Annotated in this window: 26 protein-coding genes; 12 read left to right on the plus strand and 14 right to left on the minus strand. The window is 69.7% G+C overall.

Annotated features, from left to right (window positions below; translation table 11 throughout):
• Window positions 1-1,263: an adenosylmethionine--8-amino-7-oxononanoate transaminase gene (locus VHS75_RS08365; protein WP_329638174.1), complete on the minus strand. Its 1,263-nt coding sequence runs from the start codon at window positions 1,261-1,263 to the stop codon at window positions 1-3.
• Window positions 1,264-1,335: 72 nt separating this feature from the next.
• Between VHS75_RS08365 and bioF the strand changes: the two genes are divergently transcribed.
• The 4 genes from bioF to VHS75_RS08385 are packed head-to-tail and all read left to right on the plus strand — an operon-like array spanning window position 1,336 to window position 4,924.
• Window positions 1,336-2,487: an 8-amino-7-oxononanoate synthase gene (gene bioF / locus VHS75_RS08370; protein ID WP_329638149.1), complete on the plus strand. Its 1,152-nt coding sequence runs from the start codon at window positions 1,336-1,338 to the stop codon at window positions 2,485-2,487.
• Window positions 2,484-3,167: a dethiobiotin synthase gene (bioD, locus tag VHS75_RS08375; RefSeq protein WP_329638150.1), complete on the plus strand. Its 684-nt coding sequence runs from the start codon at window positions 2,484-2,486 to the stop codon at window positions 3,165-3,167. The genes bioF and bioD overlap by 4 nt, the downstream gene beginning before the upstream one ends.
• 60 nt (window positions 3,168-3,227) lie before the next feature.
• Window positions 3,228-4,157 (plus strand): ABC transporter ATP-binding protein, encoded by a 930-nt coding sequence (locus tag VHS75_RS08380; RefSeq protein WP_329638151.1) that lies wholly within the window; start codon window positions 3,228-3,230, stop codon window positions 4,155-4,157.
• Window positions 4,158-4,162: 5 nt separating this feature from the next.
• Window positions 4,163-4,924: an ABC transporter permease gene (locus VHS75_RS08385; protein WP_329638175.1), complete on the plus strand. Its 762-nt coding sequence runs from the start codon at window positions 4,163-4,165 to the stop codon at window positions 4,922-4,924.
• Window positions 4,925-4,960: 36 nt separating this feature from the next.
• On the opposite strand, the gene VHS75_RS08390 is transcribed toward VHS75_RS08385, so the two are convergent.
• From VHS75_RS08390 to VHS75_RS08410, 5 genes are all read right to left on the minus strand, one after another.
• Window positions 4,961-5,239, minus strand: a complete 279-nt coding sequence (locus tag VHS75_RS08390; RefSeq protein WP_329638152.1) for an HPr family phosphocarrier protein — start codon at window positions 5,237-5,239, stop codon at window positions 4,961-4,963.
• Between the two features lie 7 nt (window positions 5,240-5,246).
• On the minus strand, window positions 5,247-5,651 hold the full coding sequence (locus VHS75_RS08395; RefSeq protein WP_329638153.1) for a PTS sugar transporter subunit IIA: 405 nt from the start codon (window positions 5,649-5,651) through the stop codon (window positions 5,247-5,249).
• A gap of 75 nt (window positions 5,652-5,726) precedes the next feature.
• Window positions 5,727-6,161, minus strand: a complete 435-nt coding sequence (locus VHS75_RS08400; protein ID WP_329638154.1) for an HPr kinase/phosphorylase — start codon at window positions 6,159-6,161, stop codon at window positions 5,727-5,729.
• On the minus strand, window positions 6,158-7,780 hold the full coding sequence (locus VHS75_RS08405) for an ATP-binding protein (RefSeq protein WP_329638155.1): 1,623 nt from the start codon (window positions 7,778-7,780) through the stop codon (window positions 6,158-6,160). The genes VHS75_RS08400 and VHS75_RS08405 overlap by 4 nt, the downstream gene beginning before the upstream one ends.
• Window positions 7,749-8,459, minus strand: coding sequence for a response regulator transcription factor (locus VHS75_RS08410; RefSeq protein ID WP_329638156.1), 711 nt, complete (start codon window positions 8,457-8,459; stop codon window positions 7,749-7,751). Before VHS75_RS08410 ends, VHS75_RS08405 begins: the two co-directional genes overlap by 32 nt.
• Window positions 8,460-8,604: 145 nt before the next feature.
• Between VHS75_RS08410 and VHS75_RS08415 the strand changes: the two genes are divergently transcribed.
• Together VHS75_RS08415 and VHS75_RS08420 are read left to right on the plus strand one after the other, a co-directional pair.
• Complete coding sequence (locus tag VHS75_RS08415) at window positions 8,605-10,311, plus strand: hypothetical protein (protein WP_329638157.1); 1,707 nt, start codon at window positions 8,605-8,607, stop codon at window positions 10,309-10,311.
• A 316-nt stretch (window positions 10,312-10,627) separates the two neighbouring features.
• Window positions 10,628-11,068: an NUDIX hydrolase gene (locus tag VHS75_RS08420; RefSeq protein WP_329638176.1), complete on the plus strand. Its 441-nt coding sequence runs from the start codon at window positions 10,628-10,630 to the stop codon at window positions 11,066-11,068.
• 6 nt (window positions 11,069-11,074) lie between these two features.
• Here the strand turns inward: VHS75_RS08420 and pseC are convergent, their stop codons facing one another.
• A complete protein-coding gene (gene pseC, locus VHS75_RS08425) occupies window positions 11,075-12,238 on the minus strand; it encodes a UDP-4-amino-4,6-dideoxy-N-acetyl-beta-L-altrosamine transaminase (protein WP_329638158.1) in 1,164 nt (387 codons plus the stop codon).
• A gap of 1 nt (window position 12,239) precedes the next feature.
• Window positions 12,240-13,292 (minus strand): UDP-N-acetylglucosamine 4,6-dehydratase (inverting), encoded by a 1,053-nt coding sequence (gene pseB, locus VHS75_RS08430; RefSeq protein ID WP_329638159.1) that lies wholly within the window; start codon window positions 13,290-13,292, stop codon window positions 12,240-12,242.
• Window positions 13,293-13,372: 80 nt separating this feature from the next.
• Here pseB and VHS75_RS08435 point away from each other — a divergent pair, with 80 nt between their 5' ends.
• Window positions 13,373-13,792 (plus strand): hypothetical protein, encoded by a 420-nt coding sequence (locus VHS75_RS08435; protein ID WP_329638160.1) that lies wholly within the window; start codon window positions 13,373-13,375, stop codon window positions 13,790-13,792.
• A gap of 202 nt (window positions 13,793-13,994) precedes the next feature.
• Here the strand turns inward: VHS75_RS08435 and VHS75_RS08440 are convergent, their stop codons facing one another.
• From VHS75_RS08440 to VHS75_RS08450, 3 genes are all read right to left on the minus strand, one after another.
• Window positions 13,995-14,771, minus strand: coding sequence for an SDR family oxidoreductase (locus tag VHS75_RS08440; protein WP_329638161.1), 777 nt, complete (start codon window positions 14,769-14,771; stop codon window positions 13,995-13,997).
• 184 nt (window positions 14,772-14,955) lie between these two features.
• Window positions 14,956-15,267 carry a 4a-hydroxytetrahydrobiopterin dehydratase gene (locus VHS75_RS08445; protein ID WP_329638162.1) on the minus strand — a complete coding sequence of 104 codons (312 nt, stop codon included), beginning with the start codon at window positions 15,265-15,267 and terminating at the stop codon, window positions 14,956-14,958.
• Window positions 15,264-15,935 carry an HAD-IA family hydrolase gene (locus tag VHS75_RS08450; protein WP_329638163.1) on the minus strand — a complete coding sequence of 224 codons (672 nt, stop codon included), beginning with the start codon at window positions 15,933-15,935 and terminating at the stop codon, window positions 15,264-15,266. The genes VHS75_RS08445 and VHS75_RS08450 overlap by 4 nt, the downstream gene beginning before the upstream one ends.
• Before the next feature lie 181 nt (window positions 15,936-16,116).
• Between VHS75_RS08450 and VHS75_RS08455 the strand changes: the two genes are divergently transcribed.
• Genes VHS75_RS08455 through VHS75_RS08465 form a run of 3 tightly spaced genes read left to right on the plus strand, consistent with a single transcriptional unit; the run spans window position 16,117 to window position 18,109 of the window.
• Window positions 16,117-16,491, plus strand: coding sequence for a VanZ family protein (locus VHS75_RS08455; RefSeq protein WP_329638164.1), 375 nt, complete (start codon window positions 16,117-16,119; stop codon window positions 16,489-16,491).
• On the plus strand, window positions 16,488-17,303 hold the full coding sequence (locus VHS75_RS08460) for a heme-dependent oxidative N-demethylase subunit alpha family protein (protein WP_329638165.1): 816 nt from the start codon (window positions 16,488-16,490) through the stop codon (window positions 17,301-17,303). Before VHS75_RS08455 ends, VHS75_RS08460 begins: the two co-directional genes overlap by 4 nt.
• Window positions 17,304-17,323: 20 nt before the next feature.
• Window positions 17,324-18,109: a hypothetical protein gene (locus VHS75_RS08465; RefSeq protein WP_329638166.1), complete on the plus strand. Its 786-nt coding sequence runs from the start codon at window positions 17,324-17,326 to the stop codon at window positions 18,107-18,109.
• Here the strand turns inward: VHS75_RS08465 and VHS75_RS08470 are convergent.
• Together VHS75_RS08470 and VHS75_RS08475 are read right to left on the minus strand one after the other, a co-directional pair.
• Window positions 18,090-19,094 (minus strand): FecR family protein, encoded by a 1,005-nt coding sequence (locus VHS75_RS08470; RefSeq protein ID WP_329638167.1) that lies wholly within the window; start codon window positions 19,092-19,094, stop codon window positions 18,090-18,092. The genes VHS75_RS08465 and VHS75_RS08470 overlap by 20 nt on opposite strands.
• Before the next feature lie 91 nt (window positions 19,095-19,185).
• Window positions 19,186-19,707: a sigma-70 family RNA polymerase sigma factor gene (locus tag VHS75_RS08475; protein ID WP_329638168.1), complete on the minus strand. Its 522-nt coding sequence runs from the start codon at window positions 19,705-19,707 to the stop codon at window positions 19,186-19,188.
• A 143-nt stretch (window positions 19,708-19,850) separates the two neighbouring features.
• Between VHS75_RS08475 and VHS75_RS08480 the strand changes: the two genes are divergently transcribed.
• Entirely contained in the window at window positions 19,851-20,951 is a 1,101-nt protein-coding gene (locus tag VHS75_RS08480) for a glycosyltransferase (RefSeq protein WP_329638169.1), read from the plus strand.
• A complete protein-coding gene (locus VHS75_RS08485) occupies window positions 20,948-22,465 on the plus strand; it encodes a glycosyltransferase family 39 protein (protein WP_329638170.1) in 1,518 nt (505 codons plus the stop codon). The genes VHS75_RS08480 and VHS75_RS08485 overlap by 4 nt, the downstream gene beginning before the upstream one ends.
• Before the next feature lie 3 nt (window positions 22,466-22,468).
• On the opposite strand, the gene VHS75_RS08490 is transcribed toward VHS75_RS08485, so the two are convergent.
• Window positions 22,469-24,364: TonB-dependent receptor (locus tag VHS75_RS08490; RefSeq protein WP_329638171.1), on the minus strand; the 1,896-nt coding region annotated here is incomplete at its 5' end.

A 24,364-nucleotide genomic window follows, 5' to 3' on the forward strand; every position in this document is an offset into this window, starting at 1 on the left:
CTAGCCCCACACCACCGAGCGCACCGCGCCGGTGAGCAGCGCCAGCTCGGCGTCCGAAGTGACGAACGCCGGGGTCAGGTAGACCACCTTGCCCATAGGCCGGATCCAGGCGCCGGCCTCGGCGAAGCGTTGACACCATGCTTGCACAGGCACGGCGCGCTCGAACTCCACGACGCCGATGGCGCCCAGCACGCGCACGTCGACGACGCCCGACGCGGCGCGGCAGGGCCTGAGGCCCGTCTCCAGCGCCTGGGCGATCCGTGCGATGTCCCCGCGCCAGGCCCCCGTCTCGAACAGGTCCAGCGAGGCGTTGGCCGCCGCGCAGGCCAGGGGATTGCCCATGTAGGTCGGCCCGTGCATCAGCGCCGCCCCGGGGTCATCGGACCAGAAGGCGTCGAACACCTTGCGCGTGGCGATCGCGGCGGAGAGCGGCAGGGTTCCGCCGGTCAGCGATTTGGAGAGGGTGACGATATCCGGGACCACGCCCGCGCCCTCGCAGGCGAAGAGGTCGCCGGTGCGTCCAAAGCCCACGAAGATCTCGTCGAACACCAGCAGCACGCCGTGGGCGTCGGCCAGCCGCCGCAGCCGCCGCAGGGTCTCGTCGTCGTGGAACAGCATGCCGCCCGCGCCCTGGACGCGCGGCTCGACCAGGATGGCGGCGATCTCGCGGCCCCGTTCGCCCAGCAGCCGGTCGAGGGCGGCTTCGGAGGCCTCGTCCTTCGGCAGGTCGGCGATCACCTGGGCGGGCATCACGCCGGCGAACAGGCTGTGCATGCCCTCGTCCGGATCGCAGACCGTCATGGTGGCGAGCGTGTCGCCGTGATAGCCGCCGCGGAACGCCAGGAACCGGGTGCGGCCGGCGACGCCGCGGTTGATCCAGTACTGGATCGCCATCTTCATCGCGATCTCCACCGAGACCGAGCCGGACTCGGCGAAGAAGACGTGGTCCAGGTCGCCGGGCAGCGCCTTCGCCAGCCGCGTCGCCAGCCGATAGGCCGGCGCGTGCGCCAGGCCCCCGAACATCACGTGCGGCGCGGCCTCCAGCTGGGCGTGCACGGCGGCGCGGATGTGCGGATGGTTGTAGCCGTGGCAGGCGGTCCACCACGAGGCGACGCCGTCCACCAGCTCGCGTCCGTCCTCCAGGATCAGCCGCGCGCCCTCGGTCCGGGCCACCGCCAGCGGCGGGGCGGCGGTCTTCATCTGGCAATAGGGCCGCCAGACGTGGGGCGCGCCCTCCTCCAGCCAGGCGGGCGCGAGCGCCATTGAAAGGGTCGCAGAACCGGCGTTGTCGTCCATCGCTTCCTCAACCTGCCGCGGTGGGGCATAGGGGCCGCCGTGAACGACACCCTTACCGGCTACGCGCAAGCGAAAATCGACCAGCTGAAGGCGCAGAGCCTCGACCGGACGCTGATACCGACGCGGCGGCTGGACGGCGTGTGGGTCGAGCGCCAGGGCCGGCCGCTGATGTCGTTCTCCTGTAACGACTACCTGGGCCTGTCGCACCATCCCGCGGTCAAGGCCGCGGCGCGGGACGCGGTGGAGGCCTTCGGCGTCGGGGCCGGCGCGTCGCGGGCGGTCACCGGCGACCATCCGCTGTTCGGCGAACTGGAACAGCGGCTGGCCGCGCTGAAGGGCGCCGAGGCGGCTTGCGTGTTCGGCTCCGGCTATCTCGCCAACCTGGGGACTATCCCGACCTTCGTCGGAGCGGGCGACCTGGTGCTGGTAGACGAACTGGCCCACGCCTGCATCTGGGCCGGGGCGCGGATCTCCGGCGCCGAGGTGATCGCCTTCCGCCACAACGACGCGGGCGACCTTGCCGAGCGCCTGGCCGCCGCACGGCCCCGGGCCCAGCGCGCCCTGGTGGCGACCGACGGGGTGTTCTCCATGGACGGCGATGTCGCGCCGCTGGACGCCATCAGCCGGGCCGCCCGGGCGCATGACGCCTGGCTGCTGGTGGACGACGCCCATGGCCTGGGCGTCCTGGGCGGCGGCGCGGGCACGGCGAAGCTGTTCCCGGACGCCCGGATCGACCTGCACATGGGGACGCTCTCCAAGGCCATCGGCGGCTATGGGGCCTATGTCTGCGCCAGCGCCGCGGCCATCGCCCTGATCAAGATGCGCGCGCGGACCATCGTCTACACCACCGGCCTGCCGCCGGCCTCCGTCGCCGGCGCCATCGCCGCCCTGGACGTGATCGCCGCCGAGCCGGAGCGCGTAGCCGCCGTGCTCGCCAAGGCCCGCTGGTTCACGGACGCGCTGGGCCGCCCGAAGGCGGAGAGCGCCATCGTCCCCATCGTACTGGGCGCGGCGGAGCGGGCCCTCGCCGCCGCCGCCGACCTGGAGGCGCAGGGCTTCCTCGTCGCCCCGATCCGGCCGCCCACCGTGCCGGCCGGCACGGCGCGCCTGCGCGTGGCCTTCACCGCCGGGCATCCGGACGAGGCCATCGACCGCCTCGCCGAGGCCATCCGTCCCTGGACCCAACCATGACCACCGCCCTGTTCATCGCCGGCGGCCACACCGATGTGGGCAAGACCCACGTCGCCTGCGCCCTGATCCGGGCCGCGCGCGCCGGGGCCTTAAGCGTCGAGGCCCTGAAGCCCATCGCCAGCGGCTTCGACGCCGCCGACTGGTCCGCCAGCGATCCCGGCCGGCTGCTGGGCGCCCTGGGCCTCCAACCGACCCTCGAAGCGCTGGACCGCATCACGCCCTGGCGTTTCGCCGCCCCGCTGGCGCCGCCCATGGCCGCGCGCCTGGAGAGCCGCGACCTGCCGCTGTCCGCCGTGGCTGAGCTTTGCGCCGCCCGGCTGGCGGCGACTCGGGCCGACCTCTTCGTGCTGGAGGGCGTCGGCGGGCTGATGTCGCCCCTGACCGATGACGCCACCGGCCTCGACCTCATGCTGCGGCTCGACCTGCCGGTCGTGCTGGTCGGCGGCGGCTATCTGGGCGCGATCAGCCACACCCTGACCGCCATCGAGGTCCTGCGGACCCGCTGGCAGGCCGTGGCCGCGGTGGTGGTGAGCCAGGACGCCGATCCGGACGCCCCGGACTTCGCCGGGACCGTGGCCCTGGTCGCGGCCCATGCGGGCTGCATCCCGGTGATCGCCGCGCCTCGCGGCGGGCCGACGGACTGGGCGAATGAGCTCCTGACCGCCGTAACCACGATCTGATGTCGGCGCCGGCCTAGCCGAAGCGTCCTTCGGGCCCTATCTGCGGGGTCCGGGGGACGAATGCCGCAACCGATCATTTCCGTCGAAGACCTGTCGAAGACCTACGCCGGCGGCTTCCAGGCGCTGAAGAACGTCAGCCTGACCATCGACAAGGGCGAGATCTTCGCCCTGCTGGGCCCCAATGGCGCCGGCAAGACCACGCTGATCGGTATCACCTGCGGGCTGGTGAATCCGACGCAGGGCCGCGTCCTGGCCGATGGCCACGACGTGGTGCGCGACTACCGCGCCGCTCGCCGCCAGATCGGCCTGGTGCCGCAGGAGCTCTCCACCGACGCCTTCGAGACCGTCTGGGCGACGGTCAACTTCAGCCGCGGGCTGTTTGGCAAGTCCCAGAACCACGCCTACGTCGAGAAGGTGCTGCGCGACCTCAGCCTCTGGGACAAGAAGGACGCCAAGATCATGGCGCTCTCCGGCGGCATGAAGCGCCGGGTGATGATCGCCAAGGCGCTCAGCCACGAACCGCAGATCCTGTTCCTCGACGAGCCGACCGCCGGCGTCGACGTCGAACTGCGCCGCGACATGTGGGAGATGGTCCGGGCGCTCCGCGACACCGGCGTCACCATCATCCTGACCACCCACTACATCGAAGAGGCCGAGGAGATGGCCGATCGCATCGGGGTGATCTCCAGGGGCGAGCTGATCCTGGTCGAGGAGAAGAGCGAGCTGATGCGCAAGCTCGGCAAGAAACAGCTGACGCTGCATCTGCAGGAGCCGCTCGGGGCCGTGCCGGAGGGCCTCTCCAACTATCAGCTGGCCCTGGAGAACGACGGCGCCGACCTCGTCTACACCTTCGACGCTCAAGCGGAGACCACCGGCATCGCAGAGCTGCTGCGCGAACTCTCCAAGCGCGGCGTCGACTTCAAGGACCTGCAGACCCAGCAAAGTTCGCTGGAAGAGATCTTCGTCAGCCTGGTGAGCACGCGGTCATGATCGGTCTGAACCTCTACGCCGTGAAGGCGATCTACCGCTTCGAGATGGCGCGGACCTTTCGCACGGTGGTGCAGTCGATCGCGGCGCCCGTGCTGACCACCTCGCTCTATTTCATCGTCTTCGGGGCGGCGATCGGGCGGCGGATGGCGGCCATCGACGGGGTGACCTACGCGGCCTTCATCGTGCCGGGCCTGATCATGCTGTCGATCCTCACCGAGAGCGTCTCCAACGGCTCCTTCGGCATCTACATGCCCAAGTGGTCGGGCACGATCTACGAGATGCTGTCGGCCCCGGTTTCGGCCTTCGAGGTGCTGATGGGATACGTCGGCGCGGCGGCGTCGAAGTCGATCATGCTGGGCGTGATCATCATGGCCACGGCGCGGCTCTTCGTGCCCTACAGCATCGCCCATCCGCTCTGGGCGGTGGCCTTCCTGGTGCTGACCTCGCTGACCTTCAGCCTGTTCGGCTTCATCCTGGGCGTCTGGGCCGACGGCTTCGAGAAGCTGCAGATCGTGCCCCTGATGGTGATCATGCCGCTCACCTATCTGGGGGGCAGCTTCTATTCGATCGCCATGCTGCCGGGCCTCTGGGCCAAGATCGCGCTGTTCAACCCGGTGGTCTATCTGGTGAGCGGCTTCCGCTGGAGCTTCTACGGGGTCTCCGACGTGGGCGTCGGCGCGAGCCTGGGCATGACCCTGGTCTTCATGCTGATCTGCCTGACCGCCGTCTGGCAGATCTTCCGCACCGGCTGGCGGCTGAAGACGTAGACCCAGTTCCTCCCCCGCAGGGGGAGGCGCTAGGGCCTATTCGTCCTCGTCGAACTTGGCGGTGACCAGCTGTTCCAGGGCGGTGACGGCGGCCTCGGCGTCCTTGCCCTCGGCTTCGATGTCGATGCAGCAGCCGGGACCGGCGGCCAGCATCATCAGGCCCATGATCGAGCGCGCATCGACGGTCTGGCCGTCCTTGGAGACCCGGACCTCGGCGTCGAAGCCCGCGGCGGTCTTGACGAACTTGGCGGACGCGCGGGCGTGCAGGCCCCGCTTGTTGACGATCTCGACGGTGCGGGTCGCCCCTTCGCTCACCGCGCGCTCACTTCTCGCCGGCGAGAACGTAGGACGCGACGGAGATGTACTTGCGGCCGGCCTCCTGGGCGCAGGCGACGGCGTCTTCCAGGCTCTGGCGGGAGCGCACGCTGGCCAGCTTGATCAGCATCGGCAGGTTCAGGCCGGCGATCACCTCGGCCTTGGTCTGCTCCATCACAGAGATGGCCAGGTTGGAGGGCGTGCCGCCGAACATGTCGGTCAGCAGGATGACGCCCGAGCCGGTGTCCACCCGGCCGCAGGCGGCCAGGATGTCCTTGCGGCGACGCTCCATGTCGTCTTCCGGCCCGATACAGATGGCCTCGACCGCGGCCTGCGGTCCGACCACGTGCTCCATGGCGAAGACGAACTCTTCCGCCAGACGCCCGTGCGTCACGATCACGAGCCCGATCATGCCACGAGCCCGTACATGCAAACTTGTTCCAAGGGTATCCCCACCCGCGCGGTCAAATCCCGTCCGCGAGCCGTGCTAAATACGCCTCTTCAGGTCCCCGTCAAAGTGGCTCAGCGCGCGACTGAGTTTCGCAGGGGCCGAGGGCTCGCGCGGATCGATCGCGATCAGCGGGACCGCGACCCCCAGGATATCGGCGAATTGCGGCTCCGGGATGCGCTCCGGCGTCCCGCAACGGGCGACCAGGGCCACCTGCGCAAGCCGCAGGGCCGGAACGCGGATCACCTGCAGGCTACGCACCTCCAGGAGGCCGCTGAGCACATCGGAGGCGCGGCCGAACAGAGCGCCTTCCGACACCCAGAGGCTCACCCGGTCGTCGGCGACCAGCGAAAAGCCCTGATCGAGCGCCCGCAGGGCCAGATCGCTCTTGCCCGCTCCGGCCGGGCCCTCGATCAGCACGCCGCGCCAGAAGCCGCCCCGCCGCGCGGCGATCAGCCCCGCGTGGGCGATCACGTCTTCACCTCCGGCAGGATGAGCAGGAAGACGGCGCCGATCACCTGGCCGTCCACCACCCGGTTCTGCGCCTTGAGGGCGCCGCCATGCGCCTCGACGATCTGGCGGGCGATGGAGAGGCCGAGACCCGAGTTGCCGCCGAACGCGGCGCCCTTGGGCCGCGAGGTGTAGAAGCGCTCGAAGACGGTCTCCAGGTTCTCCTCCGGGATGCCGGGGCCCGAGTCCGAGACCGTGGCCAGCACCCGGCCCGCGCCATGTTGCACGGCCACCTCTACCACGCCGCCCGGCGGGCTGAAGGAGCGGGCGTTGTCGATCAGGTTGCGGAACACCTGCCCCAGCGAGCCCTCGCGGCCCAGGACGATCACGGACTCGGGGCCGGTGGGGCGGACGAACCGCACGCTCACCTCGCCCGGCTTGGCGGTGGCCTGGTAGAGGCCGACGATGTCGCCGATCAGCTTCTCCAGGTCGACGGGCTTGGGATTGTCGCGCGAGAGTTCGGCGTCCAGGCGCGAGGCGTTGGAGATGTCGGTGACCAGCCGGTCCAGCCGCTGGACGTCGTTCTTCAGGATGCGCAGCAATCGCTCGCGGGCCGCCGGCTCGGTGATCAGGTCCAGGGTCTCCACCGCCGAGCGCAGAGACGTGAGCGGATTCTTGATCTCGTGCGCCACATCGGCGGCGAAGCTCTCGATGGCGTCCATCCGCTCTGAAAGCGCCTGGGTCATGTCCTCCAGGCTGCGGGTCAGATCGCCCAGTTCGTCGTCGCGTTTGGCCAGATCGGGCAGCGAGATGGCGCGCGCTCCGGCCAGCCGGACCCGGTCCGCCGCCCGCGCCAGCCGGCGCACGGGCTGGGCGATCAAGCGCGTCAACAGCAGCGACGACGAGAGGCTCACCGCCATGGCGATCAGGATGAAGGGGATCAGCGCCTCGCGCTCGCGGGCGATGATCTGGTCGACGTCATTGGCCTCCAGCGTCAGGACGCCGAGGATCTGCTGCACGTTCTGGATCGGGATGGAGACCGAGACCACCCGGCGGCCATCCTCGTCGCGCCGCAGGCCGGCCACGTGCTGACCCAGCAGCGCCTTGCCCACCTCCCGGCGCAGGGCCGCGCGCGCCTCCTCGGCCACGGCGCCCTGCGGCCGGACGCGACGCGGCAGCGACAGGCCCTGGCCGCCGCGCGGCCTGGCGGGCGGCAGGGCGCGTTGCTCGACCCGGTCGGCGACCACGTCGCTGTCGGCGATGGGCTGTCCCTGGGCGTCGAACAGCCGCGCGCGCTGCGCCTTGGGGTTGGCCAGCATCTGCAGCGCCAGGCTGGCGTTGCTGGGGTCCATGGCCGGCGTCGGCTCGCCCACCGTGGCGGCCTGGTCGATGATCGCCGCCATCAGCTCGCCCTGGGTGGTCAGGCTGTCGATGCGGGCGTTGACCAGGCCCTGGCGCAGCTCGTTGAGCACCAGGGCGCCGGCGATCAGGATCGCCAGGCCCAGCACATTGAGGGCGATGATCAGCCGGCCGAGCCGCGAGCCCGGCAGCCAACGAAATCGCGAGGGCCTGGGCCCCCGCGGATCTTCCTCGCGGCCCCCGCCGCCCCGTTTAGGTTTCGCGGTAGCGGTAGCCGACGCCATAGAGGGTTTCGATTGCGTCGAACTCGGGGTCAACGTCGCGGAACTTCTTGCGCATGCGCTTGATGTGGCTGTCGATGGTGCGGTCATCGACATAGACCTGATCGTCGTAGGCCGCGTCCATCAGGTTGTCGCGGCTCTTCACGAAGCCGGGCCGCTGGGCCAGCGACTGCAGCAGCAGGAACTCCGTCACTGTCAGCTTCACCGGCTTGCCTTCCCACAGGCAGTCGTGGCGGGCCGGATCCAGGGTCAGCTTGCCGCGCTTGATCGCGCGGCTGCCCTCAGCGCCCGGCGCTGCCGGCGCAGGCTCCTCGCCCTCGACGCCGGCCCGGCGCAGCACCGCCTTCACCCGCTCGATCAGCAGGCGCTGGCTGAAGGGCTTGTGCATGTAGTCGTCGGCGCCCAGATTGAAGCCGAGGATCTCGTCGATCTCCTCGTCCTTGGACGTCAGGATGATCACCGGCATATCCGATGTCCGGCGCAGGCGCCGCAGCACCTCCATCCCGTCCATGCGCGGCATCTTCACATCGAGGATGGCCAGGTCCGGCGGCTCATTCTCCAGGGCGGCGAGGCCCGCGGCGCCGTCGTAGTAGGCCTTCACGGTGTGGCCGTGGCTCTCCAGCGCGAGGCTGACGGAGGTGACGATATTTTCGTCGTCATCCACCAGGGTGATCTTGGCCATGGTGTTGTGAATATCTCCTTGAACGTCCGTGAAGCTAGTTATCCCGCACCGTGGCCTCAATGGGGCGGCCGACTGCCGCACCGGAACGGGGTCAACGTGACCTTAAAGCTTCGCGCCTAGTCTCCGGTTCACTGGAGAGAGCTGAATGCCTGTCGCGAACGTCCATTTCGAGGTCTTTGTCCGCCGTTATCCGGACTCCTCCTGGGCCTTGAAGACCGCCACAGACACCCGCGCCGTCGCTCTCGATGAAGCCAAGGAACTGGTCGATCGCGGCCACGTGGCGGCGGCCCGGGTGATGCGCGAGACCCTGGACCCGGAAACCGGCGAGTTCCAGTCCCTCACCATACTGACGCTGGGCCAGCCCGAGAAGCCGCGCAAGGTCCGCGCGCCGGAGCCGACGGAACCCCTCTGCATTTCGCCGCAGGATCTCTACACCTGCCACGCCCGCGAGCGGATCGGCCGGCTGTTCGAGACCTGGCTGGAACGTCACGAGGTGACGCCCTTCGAACTGCTGCACCGCCCCGACCTGGTCGAGCAGCTGGAGGCCAGCGGTGTGGAGATCACCCAGGCCATCCAGAAGGTCGCCACACCGGAGGCGCACTCGCGCGGCACGACGCTGGCCGAGATGATCGCGACGTTCAAATCGCTGAGCGACCGCGCCATCGAGCGCCTGATGCGCGACCGCAAGAAGGGCCTGCCCGAAGCCACGCCGGAGACCTTCGCCAAGGTCGCCGGGGCCATGTCCAAGGACCCTGAGGGCGGCTATCGGCTCGGCTGCGCGGTGGCGGGCTACCTCGCCGCTGCCCAGGGCTGGAGCGAAAAGGTCGCCCTGCTGCTCGACCTGGCCGACAACGCCCCGCCCGAAGGCGCCGGCCGTGCGCTGGCGCTGTCGGTGATCGCCGAGCCGCTGGAAGAGATCGTCCGCCACGAGAAGGGCCTCGACAACATCGTCGGCGGGTCACTGGACCTGGGCGCGCGCCTGGCGGCCATGAGCCGGCTGGCCGCCGCCAGCGTCGTCGACCAGCTGGTCAAGGTCGAGCCGTCGGTCGCTAAGGTCACCCCGGAGCTCTCCGACCGCGCCAAGCGCCTGGCCAAGTGGCTGATGGCCGAGGACTTCACCGGCGTTCGCGCCGCCATCGGCCAGCGCATCCTGCGCGACCTGGGCGGCGGCCGCCGCCTGCGCCCCTCCGATCCGGAGGGCGAGATCGACGTCACCCGGGGGCTCGCCATGTCGCTGACGGCGGCGTCCGGCAAGCTGCTGCCGCTGGACGACGTCCAGGCCGCCTTCACGGCGCGGTCCAAGACGCTGGTCGCCCGCGAGTTCGTGGAATCCTACCTGGGCGAAGACGCCACGGTGATGGAGGAAGCCGAGGCCCTGGTCTGGCTGATCGAGAACATCATCGGCGGCGGCAACAAGCGCGAGGCGGGCCGCTGGCTCTCCTCGCTGATCTTCAGCCTGCGCTTCGAGCGCGAGGCGAGCCAGGGCCACTTCGCGCCCCAGCGGCTGGCGGAACTGGCCAAGCTGCAGCGCGGCGTCGCCCGCTGCGGCCTGGTGGAGGAGGTCTTCAAGCCCATCCAGGTCAAGCTCGGTGAGGTCGGCGGCGTGGTGGAGGCCGAAGCCAAGCTGATCGCCGCCACGGTGCGGGCGTCGAAGCCGGCGCTGGAGCGGCTGACCATGTTGTTGAAGATGGCCTGCGGCGAGACCGCCCCGCTCGGCGCCTGCGCCGACCGCGCCCGCGCCGAAGCGTTGAAGCTCGCCCGCGCCGACGACACCCGCGCCGAACTGACCACCGCCCCCGACCAGGTGGACGCCATCCGGGATCTGCTGAAGCACGCGGCGTTGGCGGCGTAGGCGGCGGCCCAGCCACCCCCCACATTCGTCATCCTCCGGTCGCCCGAAGAGGCGATCCGGGGGACCCATGATCTCGATCGGCGCGGATCACCCCAAACGGCGACGCTGCGCTCCCTGGTCTCACCACCGAGATCATGGGTCCCCCGGATCAGCCCGCGGCTGACCGGAGGATGACGAAGAAGGAGTAGTGGGCGCGCTGTGGCTCAAATCTCATGCCGGCCAGTTTGCCTTGGAGCCCCAAGGCTCGCATCATCCATGAGGTTTAAGGCTGGGTGGCATCTGGGAGATGCGCACCTCCGCGGGGACCGGATTGGATATGCGCCTTAGACCGTCGGCCCGTGTTCTCGTTATCGACCCCGATGGGAGGGTCTTGCTGTTCAAGTTCGTGTTCGAGCGTGGCGCCCTGGCCGGGACGCAGTTTTGGGCCACGCCGGGCGGGGGAGTCGATGAGGGAGAGACGTTCGAACAGGCGGCCATTCGGGAGCTTGCGGAGGAGACAGGGCTGACGATCTCGCACCCTGGCCCGCAAGTGGCGCGGCGCGAGGCGGTGTTTCGCTCGCCAGAGGGCCAAACCATCAAGGCCGACGAGCGCTTCTTCCTGGTCAGGACCGGCGAGGCCGCGCTCAGCCGCGAAGGTTGGACTTCGCTGGAGCGAGAGGTGATGGCGGAGCATCGCTGGTGGTCTCTTGATGAAATCCGTCTGACCAGCGAGCAAATCTGGCCCGAAAACTTGGCCGACCTCATCTCGGGGGCCTGAGCGCGGTCAACCCCCCAACACCGCCCCCAACGCCTCGGCCACCCGCCCAACATCCTTATCCGCCATACCCGGATAGAGCGGAAGCGACAGGCACCGATCATACCAATCCTGCGCCCCCGGCAGGTCTAGCTCGCCATACCGTTCCCGGTAATAGGGCTGGGTGTGGACCGGGATGTAGTGGACCTGGGTCCCAACCCCGCGCTCCCGCAACGCGTCCACCACCGCACGGCGCGTCACCCCCGCGGCTTCGAAGTCGATCAGCACGCACATCAGGTGCAGGACCGGGTCGCTCCAGGCGGGGCGCTCGGCGATCCGCACCACCGGCGCCAGGGGCGCGAGGGCTGCCTCATAGGCCTTGGCCAGGGCGCGGCGCCTCGCGGCGAACCTCGGGAGCTTCTTCAGTTGCGACAGGCCGAGCGCGCAGAGGATGTCGGGCAGGCGGTAGTTGAAGCCCGGTTCGGCCATTTCGTAGACCCACGGATCGGCGCCGGCCGGCCGCGTCATGCCGTGGCTGCGCATCACCCGCAGGCGTTCGGCGAGAACCGCGTCGTTGGTGGTGATCATGCCGCCCTCGCCGGTGGCGATGGTCTTGACCGGGTGGAAGGAGAAGGTGGCCATGGCCGAGTGGCGCGCGTCGCCGGCCCGCTCGGCGACGTTGCCGAAGCTCATGGTCGAGCCCAGCGCATGGGGCGCATCCTCCACGAGCACTGCGCCCGCCCCGCCGGCCAGGGCCGCAAGCTCCGGCAGGTTCACGGTGTCGCCGCGCAGATGCACCGGCAGGACGGCGCGCAGCTTGCGGCCGCCGACCCGCGTCAGGGCTTCGGACAGGGTCTCCGGCGTCATCAGGCCGCTCAGCGGGTCGACGTCGGCGAACACCACCTCGGCGCCAACGTAGCGGGCGCAGTTGGCGGTGGCCAGGAAGGTGATCGAGGGCGCGATGACCACCTCGCCCGGCTCTACGTCCAGGGCCAGCATGGCCAGGTGGAGCGCCGCGGTGCCGTTGGCGCAGGCCACGGCGTGGCGGGCGCCCACCGTCTCAGCGAAGGCGGTCTCGAAAGCCTCGACGGTGGGGCCGGTGGTCAGGAAATCGGCCTTCAACGCCTCGACAACGGCCGAAATGTCGTCGTCCTCGATGGTCTGGCGGCCGTAGGGGAGGACCGGACGCGGCATGCTAGTCGGCCGCGCGCCGCCGGCGCTGCTGGGGAGCGTAGTCATTGAGGATGGCCAACAGCTGCGGGCCGCTCAGCCAATCGTCGTTGGTGTCGCTGGCGTAGCTGAAGTCCTCGGCCAGCCTGGCGCCCTCCAGCGGCTCGCGGCTGTACTCCACGAAGGCCGGCTCGATGGCGTAGCGGTCGCCCAGGTCGACGCTGGAGCGCGCGTCGTCGGCGTTGATCATGATCTCGTGCAGCTTCTCGCCCGGGCGGATGCCGACCACTTTGATCGGCAGGCCCGGCGCCATCGCCTCGGCCAGATCGGTCATCTTCATCGAAGGAATCTTCGGCACGAAAATCTCGCCGCCATGCATCGCGCCCAGCGATGAGAGCACGAATTCGACGCCCTCGTTCAGGGTGATCCAGAACCGTGTCATCCGCACATCGGTGATCGGCAGCTCCGTCGCGCCCTTGGCGAGCAGTCGCTGGAAGAAGGGCGCCACCGACCCGCGGCTGCCCACCACATTGCCGTAGCGCACCACCGAGAACCGCGTGCCGATGTCGCCGGAGAGGTTGTTGGCGGCCACGAAGGTCTTGTCGGAGGCCAGCTTGGTCGCGCCGTAAAGGTTGATCGGGTTGCAGGCCTTGTCGGTGGAGAGCGCGATGACCTGCTTCACCCGGTTGGTCAGGCAGGCCCAGACCACGTTCTCGGCGCCCATGCTGTTGGTGTGGATGCATTCCGACGGGTTGTATTCCGCCGCCGGCACCTGCTTCAGGGCCGCGGCGTGGATCACGATGTCGACGCCCCGGAAGGCCAGGATCAGCCGCTCGCGATCGCGCACGTCGCCCAGGAAGAAGCGCATCTTCGCCATCTTCTCCGGGCCGAAGCGCTCGGCCAGGTCGATCTGCATCTCGCTCTGCTTCAGCTCGTCGCGGGAATAGACGATCAGCTTGCGCGGGTCGGCGCGGGTCAGCACGGTCTCGATGAAGCGCCGCCCGAACGAGCCCGTGCCGCCGGTGACGATGATGACCTTGCCGTCGAGGTCGAGACTGGTCGGCGCAAATCGGCTCAAGGCGCGCTCCGCAGATGCCCGGAGCGGATTCCCGGGCGTTCGCCCCCTTGTGGCAGCGCCGCGTAAAGAAGCCGCTAACCATGATCGAGATAGGTTGCGGCATGCGACGCCGCGATCTCCTGGTCCTTTGCGCCCTGGCCGGCCTGCCACCTTCGGCCGTGTTCGCCGACGAAAAGCAGAAGAAGAAATCCGGCGGCGAGAACTACATCCCGCTCAACCCGATCACCGCCACCACCAACAAGGGCGGCGGGCGGCGCGGCGTGCTCAGCGTCGACTGCGGCCTGCAGGTCGACGACCCCAAGCTTCGCGAGTTCGCCGACAAGTCGCTGCCCCGCCTGCGCGCGGCCTACGTCCAGGCCATGCAGATCTATGCGGCCGGCCTGCCGCCCGGCGCGGAGCCCAACGCGGATCTGATCGTCAAGGAACTGCAGCGCCAGACCGACCTGATCCTCAAGCGGCCGGGCGGGAAGCTGCTGATCGGCGCGGTCGTCGCGAACTGAACGGCCAGCTATGCGAGAGGCGACTCCGTCTTTTGAACCACGGAAAACGCGGAAAGAGCACGGAAGGCGGGCCGCATCGGAGCGCTCTGCCCGAGTTGATTCGCGCGCCTGGCGCGCACTCGAAGCGACCTACTGTCCTAGGAGGATTGAATCTCCTTCCGTGCTCTTTCCGTGTTTTCCGTGGTTCGTCTTCCTTAGGCCGTCACATCGCCGAGATGCCGCCATCGAGCTTGAGCTCGGCGCCGGTCATGAACTTCGACTCATCGGAGGCCAGGTAGAGGCAGGCGTTGGCGATGTCCTCCGGCGCGCCGATGTGGCCGAGCGGGACCTGGCGGCCGAGCTTGGCCTCCGCTTCCTCCTTGCCGAACCGCTGGCGCAGCGGGTCGAGGATCGGGGTGTCGATGAAGGTCGGGTGGATGGAGTTCGAGCGGATATCCAGCCCCTGCTTGGCGCAGTGTAGGGCGATGCCCTTCGACAGCAGCCAGACCGCGGCCTTGGAGGCGTTGTAGCTGGGCGAATTATGGGCCGCGATCAGGCCGGCGATCGAGGAGATGTTGACGATCGAGCCGGGCTGGTGGCCCCGCATGTACTTCAGCGCATGCTTGGTCCCCAGGAACACCGAGTCGACGTTGACGCTCATCACCGTCTTCCAGTCCTCGATGCTCAGGCTCTCGATGTCGCCGCCGCGGCTGATGCCGGCGTTGTTCACCAGCACCGAGATGCCGCCCATGGCGTGATCGGCCTCCTCAAGCGCGAAGACCCACTGCTCCTCCTTGGTGACGTCCAGCGGGAAGGCGAATGCGGTCCCCTCGCCGTGGGCGGCGTTGATCTCGGCGGCGACCTTCCGGGCTCCATCGATGTTGATGTCGGCCACCGTCACCTTGGCGCCCTCATCGGCGAGCTTGCGGGCCATGGCCGCGCCGAGGCCCTGCGCCCCGCCTGAGATGAAGGCCTTCTTGCCCGCGACCCGTCCTGGCATACCGTAACTCCCCTTCTCTGACTTGTCGCAGCCCAGCCGCGGCGCTCTACCCCTAACCCGTCATCCTCCGGTCAGCCACAGGCTGATCCGGGGGACCCAAGCTGATTTGCAGAAGGCGGCGAGGCCGCTTGGGTCCCCCGGATCGCGTCTTCGCGCGACCGGAGGATGACGAGAAAAGGGTGGTCTACTCGCCCGTCGCGCCCGCGCTCTTCGCCGCCATGTCCATGAAGGTCGCGAGCTTCACGTCCAGCTCGGTCACCCCGCCGGCGTCGTGGGTCGTCAGCGTGACATCCACGCGATTGTAGACGTTGAACCACTCCGGATGGTGGTCGAGCTTCTCGGCCGTCAGGGCTGTGCGGGTCATGAAGGCGAACGCGGCGGTAAAATCGGCGAAGCGGTAGGTGCGCTGGATGGCGTCGCGGTCGCCCTCGGCCACGCGCCACAGGGGCCGCTGCTTCACCGCCGCCGCGGCGCCGATCTTGGTGGGCCGGCTCATGCCACACTCTCCGCCCCGAACGTCAGCCCCGTCGCATCCGCCAGCTCCGCCAGGGTCTGGTCGACGTCCACCACCTTGATCGCCCGCATGCCCAGCGCCGCGGCCGGCTTGCAGTTGATGCCCAGGTCGTCGAGGTAGACGCAACGACCGGGCTCCACGGCCAGGAGCTCGCACATCATCAGATAAATCCTCGGGTCCGGCTTACGCACGCCAGCCTTGGAACTTTCGATGATCGCGTCGAACAGCGGCATGACCTGGCCCATGGCGCCGGCGGCGCGCTGGACCTCGTCCTGGCCGGGCGAATGCATCGAGACGACGTTGTTGGTGATGCAGCCTACCTTGAAGTGCTGCTTGCAGGTCTTCAGCGCCACCACCATCCGCGGCCGCAGCTCGCCCGAGAGCAGCGGCAGCACTTCGCCGCCCCGCACCGGATGCCCAAGCGCCGTGGATTCCTCCAGGAACAGGGCGTCAAAGCGCGCGGTGTCGATCTCGTTGCGCTCGAACAGCGCCCAGGCGTTGTCGTGGTGGTTGGCGGCGTTGATCCGCCGGATCAGGTCTTTCGGCAGGCCGCGGGAGGCCTCGAAGCGGTTGAAGGCCTCGAACGGCGAGGAGGTGAACACCCCGCCGAAGTCCCAGATCACCGCCGCAATCTCCGGTCTGGCCGCCATGTCCGCTCCGCGCTCCGAGACCCTTCCCGGTTCAGGGGGATCACCTGAACCGGGCAAGAAGGGTCGATCTTTTCAAGTTTGGAGCGCGTCGGACGGGTGAACCGGCGTCCACTTCACCCTGACGCGCTCCGGCAGGCGGCGGACGCTAGAGAGCCGGGCGCGGACGTGCAAGTAAGGGCCCATGCCGCCGTTCGAGCTTCTGCGCCGCCAGCCCCGTCCGCTTCGCCTGGCGATCTACGCCCTGGCCTGCGCGATCCTGCTCTATCTCACCCTGGCGCCCGGCAAGGACGTGCCCGGTGTGGGCCTGATCTGGGACAAGGCCGAGCACGCCATCTCCTGGGCGGTGCTGACCGGCGCGGGGTTGCTGCTGTCGACCAAGCGGCGGTGGGCGATCCTGCTGTTCGCCCTCGTGTTCGGGGCGGCCGTCGAGGTGCTGCAGGCGGTTCTGCCTTTCGGACGCGACGGTGACATCCTCGATCTGACGGCCGACACGGTGGGCATCGCCGTGGCCTATGGGGTCTGGCTGATCTGGCGGCGGCTGGGCTGGGTCAGGTGAGCCCGCGCCATCGCCCCTGGGAAGAGGCCGCCGACTTCCAGATCGGGCTTCGGCCCATCCCGCTTGCCGACTGGCTGGAAGGCGGTGAGGCCGATCCGGCAGCGCGCAAGGACCCGCTGTTCGAACGTGTGCGAGACTTGGTGTGGGCCGAGACGCCGGGCTCGCAGGCCGGCCAGGCGGAAGCGGCGGCGATGGTCGAGGCCGCGCTGGGCCCCGCGCCCGCGCAGCGCGGCCTGCCCGCGCTCTACGCCGCCGCCCGCCGTGTGCCCGACGACCTCTGTCTCATGGAGAAGCGCGACGGCCAGTGGCGGCTGGCGGCGCTGTCGCTGTCCGCGGGCGGGTTCTTCACCGCCGCCGAGGCGATCGGCAAGTCGCTGGAAGAGCTGCACGGCCCGGTGACCGGCTTCGGCGAGCGGTTCCTGGTGCGCGTGCAGCGCGTCTTCGAGGGGCTGCGCCCGGAGCTGGTGCTGGAGCGGCGCAACTGGACGGTGCTGAATTCCGCGGACCTGCACACGCCCTCCTCCGCGCCGATCCGCGCCCAGATACCCGACATCGACCCGCGCGAAGCCGGCCGCGTCCTTTGCCTGCGCGTCGAGCGCCAGACCCTGCGCCGCCTGCCGCAGACCGGCGGCGCCCTGTTCACGATCCGCGTCTGGCTGGCGCCCTTGAGCGACCTCGCCGCCGATCCCGAGCGCCTGGCCGCCTTCGCGAACGCCTGGCGCGCGGCCACGCCGGACTTGCGCGCCTACAAACGCTTCGACCTCTATGACGATCTGGTGGAGGCTTTCCTCCGCGATCCGCAACCGGCCTGACCGCGGTCCTCGGAGTTTCCATGCCGTCTGAAACTGACGCCAAACCCTTCGTCTACCTGGCCACGCCCTGCTATGGCGGCCAGCTGATGCTGCAGTTCATGCACTCGGTGCTCGCCCTGCAGAAGGCCTGCCGCGAGCGTGGAATCGGGCTGGAGATCGACCTGATGGGCGGCGACGCCCTGATCACCCGGGCCCGCAGCCGGCTCACCGCCCGCTTCCTCGCGCATAAGGAAGCCACCCACATTCTGTTCTGCGACGCCGACATCGGCTTCGCGCCGGAGAACGTCTTTCGCCTGCTGGACGCCGACAAGCCGGTGATCGCCGCGGTCTGTCCGATGAAATACGTCGACTGGGAGCGCGCCCGGGCCGCGGGCAAGGCCGATGCGCCGGACATGATGGCCGCCTCGCTGGGCTATGTGGTGCGCTTCCTGCCGACGCCGGACCACTCGGTGGAGATCGAGAACGGCATCGCCAAGGTGGCCTATGGCGGCACCGGCTTCCTGATGATCCACCGGGAGGCCATGCAGCAGATCGTCGACGCCCATCCCGAGCTGCACGCCAAGATGGGCGACATGGGCGACCGCCTGGCCGACGAGGCGCCGATGGTCTTCGAGACCATGATCGAGCCGGAAACCGGCCAGTACCTGTCGGAGGACTACGCCTTCTGCCGCCGCTGGCGCGATCTGGGCGGGGAAATCTGGGCCGATATGGAGGCGCGGCTGAGCCACACGGGCGTCATGACCTTCACCGGCAGCCTGCTGCAGGCGATGAAGCTGAACCCACCGTCTAGCGATGGTGCAGGATAATCTCGGTGGAGGTGCGCTCGACCCGCACCGGGGCGTAGGCCGAAAGCCGGCGCAGCACGTCGGCCTCGTTGTCGGTCACCAGCACGCCGGAGAAGCGCAGGGCCGCGGTGCGCGCGTCCGCCGTCCGCACCGGGGTGCCGAAGCGGCGCGACAGGTCGGCCGCGACGTCCGACAGCGGCTGATCGCGGTAGATCAGCTGGCCGTTGGTCCAGGCGAAGGTGGCGTCCGGATCGGAGACCTTCAGCACCTGGACAGACTGGCCGACCGTATGGGTCAGTTCCTGCCCGACCGTCACTCGGGTGGGCGCGGACTGCAGGGCGTCGGCGGGACGCACTTCGACGGCGCCGCGGCGGACGGTGAGGTCCACCAGCCCCTGGCGGTTGCGCAGGTTGAATTCGGTGCCGACGACGCGGACCTGGCGGTCGCCGACCCCGATCAGGAACGGCCGCTTGGCGTCATGGGCCACATCGAACACCGCCTCGGCGTCGGCCATTTCCACCCGGCGCGCGTCGCGCTCGAAGCGCACGGTGATCCTGGAGGCCGCGTTCAGGCGGATATGGGTGCCGTCCGCCAGCGCGATGTCACGGGTCTGGCCGGCCGGCGTGGCAAAGGTCTGCGCAGCGACGCCCGGCGATTGCAGGCCAACGCCCACAGCGACCACAAGGCCGGCGGCGATCGCTGCGCCCGCGCCCCATAGGGCCCGGCGGCGAAGCTGGTCGCGCGGCGCGTTACGCGCCGGTCGCTGGCGGCGCGTGGCCAGCAGCGGACGGCCGCCGAGCTCCTTGGCCACCGGCGCATATTCGAGATCGATCCAGAGGTTCTCCAGGCGCTCATAGGCCTGGGCGTGCGCCGGCGACGACTGCAGCCAGCGTTCGAACGCCAGCCAGTCGTCGCCGGTCGCAGCCTCCCCTTGGAGACGGGCGAACCAGCGCGCCGCCTCCTCAGCCGCGCGACCGTCGTTGAACTGTTCGTCGGTCTTCCGCATCAATCCCTAGCCCGCAAGGCGGCGAGCCACCTGCTTTCGATGAGATGACGCCGCCATCCGGCAAGCTCCTCCAAATAACGCATTTCGCCGATCACGGGAGTCTCGCGGAAAGGTGCTTAAGCGCGGCCATCATGTGCTTCTCCACGGCGCTTCGCGAGATGCCGAGCTTGGCGGCGACCTCGGGGTGGCTGAGGCCTTCGAACTTGTGCATCCGGAAGACACGCTGTGTCTGCGGACTGAGCTCCGTCAGGGCTTCAGTGAGCAGGGCCAGGCGCTGGCGCGCCGCCACCGCGGTTTCCGCGTCCGGCTCGGCGGAGACCTCGTGGATGCCGACGCGGGTGGTCTGGCTGTCCAGCCAGGCGCCGTCGCGATGCGCCGTGCGCCGCTCGCCCCGCAGCCGGTCGAGCATCAGGTTGGACCCCAGCCGGTAGAGATAGGCCATCGGATTCTGGATCTCGACGGGCTGGTCGATTCCCGAAAGGCGCACATAGATGTCCTGAACCAGGTCCTCGGCGGCGGCGGCCGAGCGCAGGCGCACGGTGAAGAACCGCACGAGGTCCGTGCGGCGCTCCAGATAGAGCCCGATCAGCGCCGATCTTCCGTCGTCCCGCAAGTCCAAGCGCTCTTCGCCTCGCCCTCGTTCCTATCCCTTACACGCCGCATTCCCCACGTGACAGCCCGCGGCCCGCTGCGGACAGTTCCCAGGCCACGGCGCGGCGGCTATGAGGGCGGATGCGCGCACCGTCCGGGGCCAAATTGCGTCTCCAAACCGCCCCCGCCGCCCAGCCGCTCGAGCTCGGCGTCATCGTCCCGACCTTCAAGGAGGCGCCCAATGTGCGCCCCCTGCTGCAGAAGCTTGAGGCGGCGCTGCAAGGCATCGTCTGGCAGGTGATCTTCGTCGACGACGACAGCCCCGACGGTACGGCGGCGGCGGTCAAGGCGATCGCCGCCACCGATCCGCGGGTGATGTGCCTGCACCGTATCGGCCGCCGCGGCCTGGCCGGCGCGGTGATCGAGGGCGCCATGGCTTCCGCAGCGCCCTTCGTGGCCGTGATCGACGGCGACCTGCAGCACGACGAGACCCTGCTGCCGCAGATGCTGAAGGCGCTGCAGGAGGACCGCGCCGACGTGGTGGTCGGCAGCCGCTACCTGGGCGTCGCCGGAGCCGACGCCTCCGCCCTGGGGGCGACGCGCGAGGCCGGCAGCCGGCTCGCCAACTGGCTGGGCCGGCGCGTGCTGCGCGCCGACGTCACCGACCCGATGAGCGGCTTCTTCATGCTCCGGCGCGAGATGGTCGAGGCGGTCGCGCCGGCGCTCACCACCTCGGGCTTCAAGGTGCTGTTCGATATCCTGGCCTCCCAGAAGACCCCGCCGCGTTATCTGGAGCTGCCCTACGAGTTCCGCGCCCGGCATGCTGGCGACTCTAAGCTCGATAACGGCGTGGTCATCCAATACCTGGGTCTGCTGGTGGCCAAACTCACCCGCGACCTGATCTCGCCGCGCTTCATCATGTTCGCCATGGTCGGCGCGAGCGGCGTGGGCGTGCACCTGCTGATCCTGCGATCCCTGTTGCACCTCGGCTTCGCCGAGGCCCAGCTGGTCGCCGCGCTGGGGGCTATGACCTCCAACTACCTGATCAACAATGCGGTGACCTATCGCGACCGGCGCAAACGCGGCGCGGCGCTGCTGGTCGGCTATTTCAAGTTCGTGGTGCTCTGCAGCGTGCCCCTGGCCGCCAATGTGGCGGTGGCGACCATGGTCTATGAGCGCGGACCCTCCTGGTGGGTCGCCGGCGTCGCCGGGGCCGTCGTCGCGGCGGTCTGGAACTATGTGACCACGTCGCGGGCCGTCTGGTGACCGAGGCCGCGGCCCGTCCGTCGCTCATCGATTCCGGGCGGGGCGTCCTGCTGCTGGCGCTGGGCCTGACCGTCATACGGCTGGCAGCCGCCGGCGCCGTCCACCTGACCGAAGACGAGGCCTACTACCGCTTCTGGGCCCTGCACCTGCAGCTGGGCTACCTCGACCACCCACCGATGATCGGCTGGTGGATCCGCGGCGGCATGAACCTGTTCGGCGACACGCCGCTGGGCGTGCGGCTGCTGCCGGCGCTGAGCTGCGGGCTGAACACCTGGCTGATCGCCGACCTGACGCGGCGGCTGGGCGCCAGCCCGCGCGCGGCCTTCCGCGCGGCGCTTTGGTACAACGCGACCCTGACGGTGTGCCTGGGCGGCATGCTGGCGATTCCGGATTCGCCCGCCAGCCTGTTCTGGACCCTTACGCTCTGGGCCCTGGCGCGGTTCTGGGAGCATCGGCGGGCCGGCTGGTGGCTGGTCGCCGGGCTCGCCGCGGGCCTGGCGGTGATGTCGAAATATTCGGGCCTGTTCCTGGCCCCCGGCGTCCTGCTCTGGCTGCTGGCGGTCCCCGGCGGGGTCGCGGAGCTCAAGAAGCCCGGCCCGTGGGCCGCCTGCATCGTCGCGGCGGCGGTGTTCGCCGCGAACGTCGTCTGGAACGCCCAGCACCAGTGGATCACCTTCATCAAGCAGTTCGGTCGCGTCGCGCCGCACGGCGTCACCCTGGCCCACCTCGGCGAGCTGGCGGTCACCCAGATCCTGCTCTTCACCCCGATCCTCGCCGCCTATGCGACGCTGGGCGCGCGGCAGGCCTGGCGCGAGCGCGGCCAGGCTGGAGCCGTGCAGCTGATGTTGCCCGTGGCCACGTCCGCCCCCTTCGCGGCCTACCTCCTGCTGCACAGCCTGCACGACCGGGTGCAGGGCCATTGGCCGGCCCCGATCTTCGGCGCCATGGCAATCTGCGCCGCCGTCGCGGCCGAGCGGTTGGCGGCCACGCCCTGGCGGCAGTGGCTGCGCCGCCTGGCGCCGGTCCCGGGTTACGCCGTCGCCGTGGCGACCTTCGCGGCCATGGCCCTTCCGACGCCCAGCCCGTTGGGGCGGCTCGACCCGACCCTGCCGCTGCGGGGCTGGAGCCAGTTCGCCGGCGACGTCGACGATCTGCGCGCCAGGACCGGCGCGGCCTGGGTCGGGACCCTGAGCTACGGTGTCTACTCCCAACTGCAGGACGAGCACCGCATCTCAGGGCCCCTGCTGGAGCTTGTGGAGCGCGACCGCTACTGGGCCACCGACCCCGGGCGCCCCGACTTCGGCCGGCCCGGCCTGGTGGTCGACCTGTCGCGGCGGATGAAGGTCCCCGACGTTCAGCGCTGTTTCACCCAGGTCGCACCGGCGGGCGAGCTGAAGCGGGCCGGCGGGCCGGCGCACAACCAGCGCTACACCGCCTTCCTGGTCTCGGGTCCCCGCCGCGACGTCTGGATCCAAGGCTGCCCCGACGAGATCTCGCCCGGGGTCTGGCGCTAGACCTTAGAAACTGCGCGCCAGGCCGAGGCCCACGGTGCGCGGCCGCAGCGGCGTCGCCTGGGTGGCGCGCGCGCGGCTGAAGGGGTTGCCGTAGGCGAAGGTGTTGCCGCGCTCGTCGGCGACGTTGTCGACAAAGGCGGTCGCCCGCCAGACCGCCGCGCGCAACGTCGCGGCGACCCGGCCGGACGCATAGCCGCCCATGGCGTTGCCCAGCCCGCCGTCGAAGGTCAGGTAGGAACGGCCGACATAGGCCACCTGCGCCGCGGTCTCCGCCTCGAACCGTCCGATCCGCCAGTGGTAGCGCACGTCGGCCGCGCCCATGGCGTAGGGCACGCCGGGCAGGCCGATGTCGCGCCGCGCGGGAAACACGTCTGTGGCGCGGGTGATGGAAGGATCCTCGAGCAGCAGATTGGCGCGCACCTGCAGGTGGTCGTCCGGCCGCCAGACCGCCTCGCCCTCGACCCCGGTGTTGGAGCCGTCTCCGATGTTGACGGTCATCGGCAGGCCGGAGGCCAGGCGCTGATCGGTCTGCAGACCGACCCAGTCGGCGTGGAAGACGTCGGCGCGCAGGGTCAGCCGATGGTCGAACAACGGCAGCCCCGCGCCGATCTCATAGTTCCACAGGTGGTCAGGCCTGAACTGCGGAGAAAGCCGTTCGATGGTCGCGCCGCCGGCCGCGGCCGGGATGTTGAAGCCGCCGGCGCGGTAGCCCTCCTGGACCTGGGCGTAGAACACCACGTCCGGGGTCGCCGCGAAGCTGACCCGAAGCTTGGGCGCGACGCCCGTATCGGTCAGGTGTTCACGCAGGGGCGCGATGGGGGTCAGCGCGATGTCGAAATTGCCGGCCCGGGTGTCGACCCGGGTGGCGAACCAGCGGGCGCCGGCCGTCACGGTAAGCCGGGCGGTGATATCGTAGGCCACCTCGCCATAGACCGCCGCCTCCGACAGCTGGTCGCGCCGCTGGTAGATCGAGCGGGCGGGTCCGGCCGGTCTCACGTCCTGCAGGGCGGCCGCGTCCATCTCGTTGGAGAACGAGACGAAGCCGCCCGCCAGCCAGCGCAGGGGCCCAGGCGCGTTGGACGACATCAGCCCTTCGGCCTCCCAGAGGCGGATGTGCTTGTCCTCGTCGAACGCCTGGCCATGGGGCGAGCCGCCAGCCGCAGGGAACGCGCCGGTGGCGTCGTAACGGGTGACCAGCGAATGATCGATGTAGGCGCCCGACATCTTCAGGTCGACCAGGGCGCCGCTGTGCTGCGCCGTGACGCCACCCTCCGAGAAGTCGTTGTCGAAGGGCTCGCGGACGCTCGCGTCGCGACTGAGGGGGCCAGTCAGGCCCTGGGTGTACTGGCTGTCGGCGGTGCCGATCGACTGATGGGCGAAGCCGGCCTCCACCTCCCAGTTGTCCGGCAGTTCGGCCAGGCCGGAGATCCGCCCGCCCGAGCGCCGGCTGAAGTTCACGTCGTTCAGCCCCAGGACGGGGTTGCTGATATAGCCGCCGCTCTCGTCGGTATAGAGCACCGCCCGGACCGCCGCGCGCCCGCCGGCTATGGGCAGGTTGACCATGCCCTCCAGGCCCTCGGACGGGCCGCCATGCTGCGTCGCCATGGCTTCGGCCGAGACCGAGCCCAGGGCCGCCGTGGGGTCCGGCCGGGCCGGGACGATCCGTACGATGCCGCCCATGGAGCCCGAACCGTAGAGCGTCCCCTGGGGCCCGCGCAGCACTTCGACGCGGTCGATGTCGGCCAGGCGCAGGTCCGGATCCGGCGCATTGTAGGTGATCGGCACGTCGCCGAGGTAGAGACCGACGGTCGATTGCGTCTTGCCAGTGAAGGAGCCGTCGGAGAGGCCGCGCACGAAGATCTTGTTGCGCCCGGAGCCCAGGTTGGTCACCGCCACGCC

It is taken from the genome of Phenylobacterium sp. (assembly GCF_036264965.1).
Classification (GTDB): Bacteria; Pseudomonadota; Alphaproteobacteria; order Caulobacterales; family Caulobacteraceae; genus Phenylobacterium.